We start from the raw sequence: 12,163 nt of genomic DNA on the forward strand, positions 1-12,163 counted from the left end.
GCAGCTGCCAGCGTTTCCGAACAGGCGGTCCAGGCCTGGCAAGGTATTCATGTTCTGAGCAGTGAAGAACGTGCTAATTATCCACTGAGCTTGAGCGTCGATGACTTTGGCGACGGTTTCAGCCTGAATGCACAGGCGGTGGCGGGTATCGATGCGCGGCGCATCTGCGACTACATGCAGACCGCCTTGAGTCATCTGGTCGAGGCCCTTGAATCCGCCCCGGATTCAGCCGTGTGCGACCTGCCGGTAGTGCCGGAAGCCGAGCGGCAGCAACTGCTGCTGGCATTCAACGACACCGCGCAGGACTACCCGCAGCAGCAGACCGTGCACGCCATGATTGAAGCCCGGGCAGTCAGCGCACCCGAAAGTGTCGCAGCTCAGGTGGGCGAGCATCGCCTGCACTACGGCGAAATGAACCATCGCGCCAACGCACTGGCCCATCACCTGATCAGTCTCGGCGTAGGTGTCGATGATCGCGTGGCGGTCATGGCCCGTCGCGGGCTGGACACGCTGGTGGCCATGCTCGCCGTCCTCAAGGCAGGCGCCGGCTACGTCCCGGTCGATCCGTCGCACCCTGACGAGCGCATTGCCTATCTGCTGGCCGACAGCGCACCCAAAGTGCTGCTGACCCAGCAGACCCTGATGAGCCGCGTGCCGGAAACGGCTGTACCGGTTATCGCCCTCGACCGACCTGAATGGCCGCAACGCCTGGACAACCCGCAGATGGCCGGGCTCAACGCCACGCATCTGGCGTACGTGATCTACACCTCCGGCTCCACGGGTCAGCCAAAGGGCGTGATGGTCGAGCACCGCACCCTCGGTAACCTGATCGACTGGCATTGCCAGGCCTTCGATCTGCAGGCTGGCAGCCATACCGCCAGCGTCGCAGGCTTCGGCTTCGACGCCATGGCCTGGGAAGTCTGGCCGGCGCTGTGTGCCGGGGCGACCCTGCACCTGCCGCCTGCGGACGTGAGCAATGAACAGATCGATGCGCTGCTCGACTGGTGGATCGCCCAGCCGCTGCAGGTGGCTTTCCTGCCGACGCCAGTCGCCGAATACGCCTTCAGCCGCGGCCTGACTCACCCCACCTTGCGCACGCTGTTGATCGGTGGCGACCGTCTGCGCCAGTTCCAGCGCGATCCGGGCTTCGCCGTCATCAACAACTATGGCCCGACCGAGGCCACGGTGGTCGCCACGTCGGGGCGTTTGCTGCCCGACGGCAGCCTCGACATCGGCACACCGATTGCCAATACCCGCGTGTACCTGCTCGACGAGCATCAGCAACTGGTGCCGCTGGGGGTGGCAGGCGAGCTGTACGTCGCCGGGGCGGGCGTGGCGCGGGGCTATCTGAACCGGCCGGAGATGACCGCCGAGCGCTTTCTGCGTGATCCGTTCCACGCCGATGCCCGGATGTACCGTACCGGTGACCTGGCACGCTGGAACGCCGACGGCACTCTCGACTACCTGGGGCGTAACGATGATCAGGTGAAAATCCGCGGCTTACGCGTTGAGCTGGGTGAAATCGAAGCGCGCCTGGCCGAACACGCCGAGGTTCGTGAAGCCGTGGTGCTGTGCCGCCAGGATGTGCCTGACGAGAAGCGTCTGGTGGCCTATGTTACGACGCAACAGCCTGAAACCATGCTCGACATCGAACACCTGCGCAACCATCTGCAAGGCACATTGCCGGACTACATGGTGCCGGTAGCTTATGTACAGCTCGATGCGCTGCCGCTGACCGCCAACGGCAAGCTCGACCGCAAGGCCCTGCCAATGCCCGATGCGCAATCGCTGATCAGTCGTGGCTATGCAGCACCACAGGGCGAGGTCGAGACCCTGCTGGCATCGATCTGGGCTGACATACTCAAGGTCGAACAGGTCGGTCGCCATGACCACTTCTTCGAACTGGGCGGCCATTCGCTGCTCGCCGTTAAATTGATCGAGCGCATGCGTCAGGTCGGCCTGAGTGCCGATGTGCGCGTACTGTTCAGCCAGCCTACGCTGGCGGCACTGGCGACAGCGGTCGGCGGTGGCACGGAAGTCGTGGTGCCGGCCAATCTGATTCCGGAACGCTGTGAACACATCACCCCGGACCTGCTGCCGCTGATCAGCCTGACTCAGGCGCAGATCGACCGCGTGGTCAAGCATGTGCCCGGCGGTGCCACTAACGTACAGGACATTTACCCGCTGGCGCCTTTGCAGGCAGGTATTCTCTATCACCACATCAGTGCCGAGCAGGGCGACCCGTATACCCTGAAAGCGCTGTTCAGTCTGCGCGACCGCGCACGACTGGACGATTTCAGCCACGCCTTGCAAGGGGTGATCAATCGTCACGATATCCTGCGCACCGCTGTGCTGTGGGAAGGTCTCGACGAACCGCTGCAAGTGGTGCTGCGTCAGGCTGAAATGCGCGTCACCGAGTTGTGCCTCGACCCGGCAGACGGCGCGATTGATGAACAGTTGCACGAGCGCTTCGATCCCCGGCATTACCGCCTCGATGTGCGTCAAGCACCCTTGATGCAGATTGTCTTTAGCCATGATCCGCTCAACGATCGCTGGCTGGCGATGCTGCTGTTCCATCACCTGGTCAACGACGCCACCTCGCTGTACGTGGTGCTGCACGAAATGCAGGCGCACCTGCTAGGTCAGGGTGCTTCTCTGGGTCAGAGCGTGCCATATCGCAACTACGTGGCCCAGGCCCGCCTGGGTGTCAGCGAGGCCCAGCACGAAGCGTTCTTCCGCGAGATGCTCGGCGACATCGACGAGCCGACGCTGCCGTTCGGTTTGCAGGATGTGCAGGACGGCGGCGGTGACATCGAAGAGGCGAGCGTGAGCCTGCCCGCTGAACTGAACCTGCGTCTGCGGGCCCAGGCCCGACAGGCGGGCGTCAGCTCCGCGAGCCTGATGCACCTGGCCTGGGCGCGGGTGCTCGGCAGTGTATCGGCCCGTGAACAGGTGGTGTTCGGCACGGTACTGCTGGGCCGTATGCAGGCCGGCGAGGGTGCCGACCACTCGTTGGGCATGTTTATCAACACCTTGCCGCTGCGCGTCGATATTGGCGCGACAACGGTGGTCGATGGATTGAAAGCGACCCACGGGCAACTGACGGCCTTGCTGGGCCACGAACACGCGCCACTGGTACTCGCCCAGCGTTGCAGCGGCGTGGATGCCCCGGCGCCACTGTTCAGTGCGTTGCTCAACTATCGGCACAGTGTGGTGAGCGATGTTTGCGCAGAAACCGCCACAGCCTGGGACGGGATCGAGTCTTTCGGCGCCAAAGACCATACCAACTACCCGCTGACCCTGAATATCGATGACGTGGGCAACGGTTTCAACCTGACGGTACTGGTCAGCAGCACCATCGGCGCCAAACGGGTCTGTGGCTACATGCAGACCGTGCTGGAGCATCTGGTGGATGCGCTGGAGCGGTCACCGTCGTCGGCCCTCGACAGCCTGCCGATCCTGCCGGCTGCCGAACGTGAGCAGTTGCTGGTGGCGTTCAACGACACCGCACTGGACTACCCGCAACAGCAGACTGTGCATAGCCTGTTTGAAGCTCAGGTACGTTCGTCCCCCGAGGCTTGCGCGGCAATCCACGACGATATTGCCGTGAGCTATGCACAACTCAACACCCGGGCCAATCGTCTGGCGCGGCATCTGCTGGGGCTCGGCGTACAGCCGGGTGACAGCGTGGCGCTTCTGCTGGAACGCAGCCTCGACCTGATCGCCAGCCAGTTGGCGGTGCTCAAGTGCGCGGCGGTGTATGTGCCGCTGGACGTCAATGCACCGGCCGAACGTCAGGCGTTCATGGTTGAGGACAGCCAGGCGCGTGTATTGCTGACCCACAGTCACCTATCGCTGGCAACCGCTGCGCAGCGTGTTGACCTCGAGCAACTGACGCTGGATGGCTTGAGTGGCGATGATCTGACACTGCCGCAGTCCAGCGAAAGCGTCGCCTACATCATGTATACCTCTGGCTCGACAGGTGTTCCGAAAGGTGTGCTGGTGCCGCACAGGGCCATCAGTCGTCTGGTGATTAACAACGGCTACGCTGATTTCAATGCACAGGATCGTGTAGCGTTCGCTTCCAATCCTGCGTTTGACGCCAGCACGCTGGATGTCTGGGCACCGTTGCTCAACGGCGGCTGCGTAGTAGTGATCGGGCAGACCGATGTGTTGTCTCCGCGCGAGTTCCAGCGCCTGCTGCTGGAACAATCGGTGACTGTGCTATGGATGACCGCCGGGTTGTTCCATCAATACGCTTCAGGTCTGGGCGAAGCCTTTTCGCGTCTGCGCTACCTGATCGTCGGCGGCGATGTGCTGGACCCGGCGGTGATTGGCCGGGTCTTGAAAGAAGGCGCCCCGCGACACTTGCTCAACGGCTACGGCCCGACCGAAGCGACGACCTTTTCCACGACCCATGAGATCACCTCGGTCGGCAACCGCGGTATTCCTGTCGGCCGCCCGATTGGCAACAGCCAGGTTTATGTGCTCGATACCCTGCGCCAACCGGTGGCGGTGGGCGTGGTCGGTGAGCTTTACATCGGCGGGCAGGGCGTGGCCAAGGGTTACTTGAACCGCCCGGAGCTGAATGCTACACAGTTTGTCGCCAACCCTTTCAGCGACGACGCTGGAGCCCTGTTGTACAGCACCGGTGACCTTGGCCGCTGGAACGCGGACGGGGTCATCGAGTATCTGGGCCGAAACGACGACCAGGTGAAAATCCGTGGTTTCCGTATCGAACCGGGTGAAATCGAAGCGCGTCTGGTCGAATGCCCTGGCGTCAGCGAGGCCGTAGTGCTGGCCCGCCAGGACGAGCCTGGACAAAAGCGCTTGGTCGCTTACGTCGTCGGCGAAGACAGCAGCGCCTTGTCAGCGGTCGAACTGCGCCGTGAACTGGCAGCGTCGCTGGCCGACTACATGGTGCCGAGCGCCTTTGTCATGCTGGATGCGTTGCCGCTGACCGCCAACGGCAAGCTTGATCGCCGAGCCCTGCCGGTACCGGACGCCGACGCCTATGCCAGCCGTGAATTCGAGGCACCCGAGGGTGAAGTGGAAATCGCCCTGGCGCGCTTATGGTGCGAATTGCTCAACGTTGAACGCGTCGGCCGTCACGATCACTTCTTTGAACTCGGCGGGCACTCGCTGCTGGCCGTCAGCCTGATCGAGCGCATGCGTCAGGCAGACCTGAGTGCCGATGTACGCGTGCTGTTCAGCCAGCCTACGCTGGCGGCACTGGCGGCAGCAGTCGGGGGTGGCAGCGAAATTGTGGTACCAGCCAATCTGATCACCGAGGATTGCCAGCACATTACGCCTGAACTGCTGCCACTGGCCAACCTGACCCAGCCGCAGATCGATCAAGTCGTAGCCACCGTGCCGGGCGGCGTGGCCAATGTGCAGGATATCTACGCGCTGGCACCGTTGCAGGAAGGCATTCTCTATCACCACATGGCAGCCGAGACCGGCGACCTTTATGTGCTGCAGACCCAGTTCGCCTTTGACAACCGCCAGCGCCTGGACGCCTTCGTTCAGGCCTTGCAAAGGGTTATTGATCGTCACGACATTCTGCGCACCAGCGTGGTATGGGACGGTCTGGACTCGCCGGTGCAGGTGGTTTGGCGCAAGGCGCAATTGCATATTGAAGGGCTTGAACTTGACCCGGCGGACGGTGAGATTGGCGCGCAACTGCACAGCCGCTTCGATCCGCGTCACTATCGCCTCGATATGACTCAAGCGCCCCTGATGCGCCTGGTCCATGCCGAGGACCCGCGCAACCAGCGAATCACTGCGATGCTGCTGTTCCACCACATGGTCCTGGACCATATGGCCATGGAAGTGGTGCAGCATGAAATGCAGGCCTGGCTGCTGGGCGAAGTCGAAGCCTTGTCGGCGCCCGTGCCGTACCGCAATTACGTGGCCCAGGCACGTCTGGGCGTCAGCCAGGCGGATCACGAAGTGTTTTTCCGCGACATGCTCGGCGATATCGACGAACCGACGCTGCCGTTCGGCCTGACGAATGCGCAGGGCGATGACCTTGATATCGAAGAAGCCAGCCTGATGCTGGATCCTCAACTCAATCTGCGCCTGCGTGCTCAGGCCCGACAACAGGGGGTGAGTGCCGCCAGCCTGGTGCACTTGGCCTGGGCTCAGGTGCTGGGCAAGGTGTCAAACAGGCAGGACGTAGTGTTCGGCACCGTGCTGATGGGCCGGATGCAGGCAGGGGAAGGCGCAGATCGGGCTTTGGGAATGTTCATCAACACCTTGCCGCTGCGGGTGTCGGTGGGCGAGCAGGGCGTGCGTGAAGGAGTCAGGGCCACTCATAAATGCTTGACTGCCTTGCTCGGTCACGAATATGCCTCACTGGCGTTGGCCCAGCGTTGCAGCGGGATTGCCGTACAGACACCACTGTTCAACGCACTGCTCAATTATCGCCACAGTGGGGTCGGTAGTGTGTCCGAACAGGCCATACAGGCCTGGCAGGGCATTCATGCCCTGAGCAACGAGGAACGCACCAACTACCCGCTGACCTTGAACGTCGATGATCTGGCCGACGGGTTCAGCCTGACGGCTTTGGTGGTCTCGTCAATCGGCGCACAGCGTGTATGCGGCTATATGCACACAGCGCTGGAAAACCTGTTGACGGCGCTGGAGAAGACGCCAGAAACGCCGTTGCACGGTTTGTCGATTCTGCCGGCGGCCGAGTGCGAGCAGTTGCTGGTGGATTTCAACGACACCGCGCTGGATTACCCGCAGCAGCAGACCATTCACGGGATGTTTGCAGCACAGGTCGAGCGCACGCCGGATGCTTTGGCAGTGGTTCATGGCGAGCAGCGCCTGACCTACGGCGAGCTCAACGAGCAGGCCAACCGCCTGGCGCATGCCTTGCGCAAGCAGGGCGTGCAGCCGGATTCCCGCGTCGGGATCTGTGTTGAGCGCAGTGCCGAGATGGTCGTCGGTTTGCTGGCGATCCTCAAGGCAGGCGGCGGTTATGTGCCGCTGGACCCGGCGTATCCGGCAGAACGCATTGCCTACATGTTGCAGGACAGCGCTCCGGTAGCAGTGCTGGTCCAGTCGGCAACTGAGGCATTACTGGCCGACGTTTCGGTGCCAGTGATTAACCTTGATCTGAGCCACTGGCAGGACGAATCCGTCCAGAATCCGCAGGTCAAAGGGCTGACTTCGGCGCATCTGGCGTACCTGATCTATACCTCGGGCTCCACCGGTCTGCCGAAAGGCGTAATGATCGAACACCGCAACACCGTGAACTTCCTGAGCTGGGCGCACACGGCCTTCGACGGCTCTGCACTGGAAAAAACCCTGTTCTCCACTTCGCTGAACTTCGACCTCGCCGTCTATGAGTGCTTTGCGCCGATCACCTCGGGCGGCAGTATCGAAGTCGTCAAGAACGTGCTGGAACTGCAACACGGCGAGCACGATATCGGTCTGATCAACACCGTACCTTCGGCGCTGAAAGCGCTGCTGGAAGTTAACGGCCTGCCGGAATCGGTCCACACAGTGAACGTGGCCGGTGAAGCGCTCAAGCGCAGCCTGATCGAGTCGCTGTTCGAGAACACCGTCGTGCAGCGCCTGTGCAACCTCTATGGACCGTCTGAAACCACCACCTACTCAAGCTGGGTGGCGATGGATCGCGAAGAGGGTTTCGCCGCGCACATCGGCAAACCGGTCGGCAACACGCAGTTTTACCTGCTGGACCAACAGCAACAGCCTGTGCCACTGGGTGTTGCCGGTGAAATCTACATCGGCGGCGCCGGTGTGGCGCGGGGTTACCTGAACCGTGATGACCTCACCGCCGAGCGCTTCCTCAAAGACCCGTTCAGCCAGCAACCAGCGGCACGCATGTACCGCACCGGCGACCTGGGTCGTTACCTGCCTGACGGCAATATCGAATACCTGGGCCGTAACGATGATCAGGTGAAAATCCGCGGCTTCCGTATCGAGCTCGGTGAGATCGATGCACGCCTGGCCAAACACCCGGCGGTCCATGAAGCGGTGGTCACCGCCCGCGAGGACAGCCCGGGCGACAAACGCTTGGTGGCTTATTACACCGTCCAGGCAGCCCACACTGAACCGAGCATCGACAGCCTGCGCGACTGGCTGCAGGAGCAACTCCCGGCCTACATGATCCCTGCGGCTTACGTGCGTCTCGAAGCGCTGCCGCTGACCCCGAACGGCAAACTCGACCGCAAGGCCCTGCCAGCACCGGACAGTGATGCACTGATCAACCGCGAATACGAAGCCCCACAAGGCGAAACCGAAATACAGATCGCGGCTATCTGGCAAGACCTGCTGGGCGTTGAACGGATTGGTCGTCACGACAACTTCTTCGAACTCGGCGGTCATTCGCTGCTGGCCGTCAGCCTGATCGGGCGTATGCGTCAGTCGGGCCTGAGCGTCGATGTGCGTGTGCTGTTTGGTCAGCCAACGCTGGCTGCGCTGGCAGCGGCCGTCGGCGGCGGCACCGAGATCGTGGTGCCCGCCAATCTGATTTCCGAGCACTGCGAGCACATCACCCCTGACCTGCTGCCACTGGCCGACCTGAACCAGGAACAGATCGATAAGGTGGTCGCCAGCGTGCCAGGCGGCGTAGCGAATGTGCAGGATATCTACGCGCTGGCCCCCTTGCAGGAAGGTATTCTCTATCACCATATTGCTGCCGAGCAGGGCGACCCCTATGTGCTGCAGGTGCAGTTCGCCTTCGATGACCGTGCGCGTCTGGACGCTTTCGTCGAGGCGTTGCAGGCGGTCATCGTGCGTCATGACATTCTGCGCACAGGCGTGGTCTGGAAAGGCCTGGAATCACCCGTGCAGGTGGTTTGGCGCGAGGCGCAGATGCACCTTGAGGGGCTTGAACTTGACCCGGCGGACGGTGAGATCGGCGCGCAACTGCATAGCCGTTTCGATCCGCGGCACTACCGCCTCGATATGACTCAAGCGCCCCTGATGCACCTGGTCCATGCCGAGGATCCGCGCAACCAGCGAATCACTGCGATGCTGCTGTTCCATCATATGGCCCTGGATCATATGGCCATGGAAGTGGTGCAGCATGAAATGCAGGCCTGGCTGCTGAGCGAGGCTGAAGCCTTGTCGGCGCCCGTGCCCTATCGCAATTACGTGGCTCAGGCGCGTCTGGGCGTCAGCCAGGCCGATCACGAAGTGTTTTTCCGCGACATGCTCGGCGACATCGACGAACCGACGCTGCCTTTCGGCCTGCAGGATGTGCAGGGCGATGGCCGTGATATCGAAGAAGCCGCTCTTGTAGTGGACAGCCGGTTGAACCTGCGACTGCGTGCTCAGGCCCGACGCGAGGGCGTCAGCGCAGCCAGTCTGGTGCATCTGGCCTGGGCTCAGGTGCTGGGCAGGGTTTCAAACCGCCAGGATGTCGTGTTCGGCACCGTGCTGATGGGCCGGATGCAGGCCGGTGAAGGCGCCAACTGGGCACTGGGGATGTTCATCAATACCTTGCCGCTGCGCGTTGATCTTGCAGGGCAGGGCGTGCGGGACGGAGTGAAGGCGACCCATGCCCGCCTCACTGCACTGCTCGGTCACGAACATGCTTCGCTGGCCTTGGCTCAGCGTTGCAGCGGGGTTGCCGCATCGACGCCACTGTTCAGTGCACTGCTCAATTACCGGCACAGTGCGCCTGGCAGCATATCCGAGCGGGCTACCCAGGCCTGGCAGGGCATTCATACGCTGAACAGCGAAGAACGCACCAACTATCCATTGACCTTGAACGTCGATGACCTGGGCGACGGTTTGAGGTTGTCGGTGCTGGTGTCCGGCAAGATCGGTGCCGGGCGAGTCTGCGGGTATATGCAGACCGCGCTGGAAAGCCTGCTCGTTGCGCTGGAACAGTCACCGTCCTCTGCCCTCGACAGTCTGCCGATCCTGCCTGCCGACGAGCGCGAGCAGTTGCTGACGGGGTTCAACGACACTGCGCTGGATTACCCGCACGAACAGACCATTCATGGCTTGTTCGAAGCACAGGTCGAGCGCACACCGGACGCTTTGGCAGTGCTTCATGGCGAACAGCGCCTGACCTATCGCGAGCTTAACGAGCAGGCCAACCGTCTGGCGCATGCCTTGCGCAAGCAGGGCGTGCAGCCGGATTCCCGCGTCGGGATCTGTGTAGAACGCAGCGTGGAGATGGTCGTCGGTTTGCTGGCGATCCTCAAGGCGGGCGGCGGTTACGTACCGCTCGACCCGGCTTATCCGGCGGAACGTATTGCTTACATGTTGCAGGACAGCGCACCTGCTGCCGTACTGGCTCAAACCGCTACTCAGGGCTTGCTGGCCGACGTTTCGGTGCCGGTGATCAATCTTGATACAAGCAACTGGCAGGTCGAATCCGTCCAGAATCCGCAAGTGGCGGGGCTGAACTCTGCGCATCTGGCGTACCTGATCTACACCTCGGGTTCCACCGGTCTGCCGAAAGGCGTAATGATCGAGCACCGCAACACGGTGAACTTCCTGACCTGGGCGCATAACGCTTTCGGCGCTTGCGCCCTGGAGAAAACGCTGTTCTCCACCTCGTTGAACTTCGATCTTGCGGTCTACGAATGCTTCGCGCCGCTGACGTCGGGCGGCAGCATCCACATGGTGAAAAACGTCCTTGAACTGCAACACGGCGATCACAATATCGGCCTGATCAATACCGTGCCCTCGGCGCTCAAGGCCTTGCTGGAAATCGATGGCCTGCCAACGTCTGTGCACACCGTAAACGTTGCTGGCGAAGCGCTGAAACGCACCCTGGTGGAATCGCTGTTCGAGAAAACCGGCGTGCAGCGCCTTTGCAACCTCTACGGTCCCTCGGAAACCACCACCTACTCAAGCTGGGTGGCCATGGACCGCAAAGATGGTTTCGCAGCGCACATCGGCAAACCGGTCGGCAATACGCAGTTTTACTTGCTGGACGAGCAACAGCAGCCTGTACCACTGGGGGTCGCGGGTGAAATCTACATCGGCGGCGCCGGTGTGGCGCGGGGCTACCTGAACCGTGATGACCTCACCGCCGAGCGTTTCCTAAAGGACCCGTTCAGCCAGCAGCCAGCGGCACGCATGTACCGCACCGGCGACCTGGGCCGTTACTTGCCAGATGGCAACATCGAATACCTGGGGCGTAACGACGATCAGGTGAAGATACGTGGTTTCCGTATCGAACTGGGCGAGATCGATACGTGTCTGGCAAGACACCCGGAAGTACAGGAAGCAGTGGTTGTCGCCTGCGAGGGCGCACCCGGCGAAACCCGTCTGGTGGCGTATTTCACAGCGTCCGATCCTGCACGGTTACCGGAAAGCAGCGCGCTGCGCACGCACCTGCAAGAGCTGCTGCCAGACTACATGCTGCCGGCAGCCTATATGCTGCTTGATGCGTGGCCGCTGACGCCGAACGGCAAGCTGGATCGCAAGGCCCTGCCGGCGCCGGACAGCAGCGCGCTTGTCTCGCGTGCTTACGAGGCCCCGGTGGGTGACGTCGAGATCAAGCTGGCGGCGCTCTGGGCGGATCTGCTCAATGTCGAAAAGGTCGGGCGTCATGACCATTTCTTCGAACTGGGCGGGCATTCATTGCTGGCGGTGAGCCTGATCGAGCGCATGCGCCAGGCGGACCTCGAAGCGGATGTGCGAGTGCTGTTCGGTCATCCAACGCTTATTCAGGTGGCTGCCTCGGTGGGCAAGGTCAAGCGGCTGGAGGTGCCGCAGACTAAAATTCCGACATTCAATCGCAAACGTCGTATCTGAAGCTGCGGTAATCGCCCGCCCGATCGGCAAACGATCGGGCGGTTGCTGTCCACCCTGAGGCTCTTGGCAGCGCCTTCGCAACATCCTCCCAGCCTGCTCAGCCAGGCGCTCGCACATCGCTGCGTCGACGTCACCCTCAAGTCTTGTCCCAGCTTCCCACGACATACAGTCGCCCATGGATGCTCTAATTTTTGCGACGTGTGGGATGCACGGCAAATGGGACGTTTCGTGTGTATGTGTCAGAGGACTGCAGCCCTTTATGGCGGCGGCGCCCATCGTACCTGCGCCCGGATCCCGTTCTGTCTTCGAGTTTCGAAGCCCCTCCGTTTTTATCGTGCGAAACACTGTTTGCGACACCGGGTTCCGGAGTCGTCAACCCTCTCCGAAATGATAAACAGCAGGTTATTCG

General features: G+C 61.9%; 1 protein-coding gene (running past one end of the window). It reads left to right on the forward strand.

Annotation, left to right across the window (positions count from 1 at the left end):
- On the forward strand, positions 1-11,754 hold the 3' portion of the coding sequence (locus BLR20_RS04225) for a non-ribosomal peptide synthetase (protein ID WP_074594421.1). The gene continues 4,620 nt to the left of window position 1, outside the view; only the last 11,754 of its 16,374 coding nucleotides appear in the window; its start codon lies beyond the left edge, outside the window; its stop codon occupies positions 11,752-11,754.
- Positions 11,755-12,163 lie beyond the last annotated feature (409 nt).

This window comes from Pseudomonas congelans (assembly GCF_900103225.1).
Classification (GTDB): Bacteria; Pseudomonadota; Gammaproteobacteria; order Pseudomonadales; family Pseudomonadaceae; genus Aquipseudomonas; species Aquipseudomonas congelans.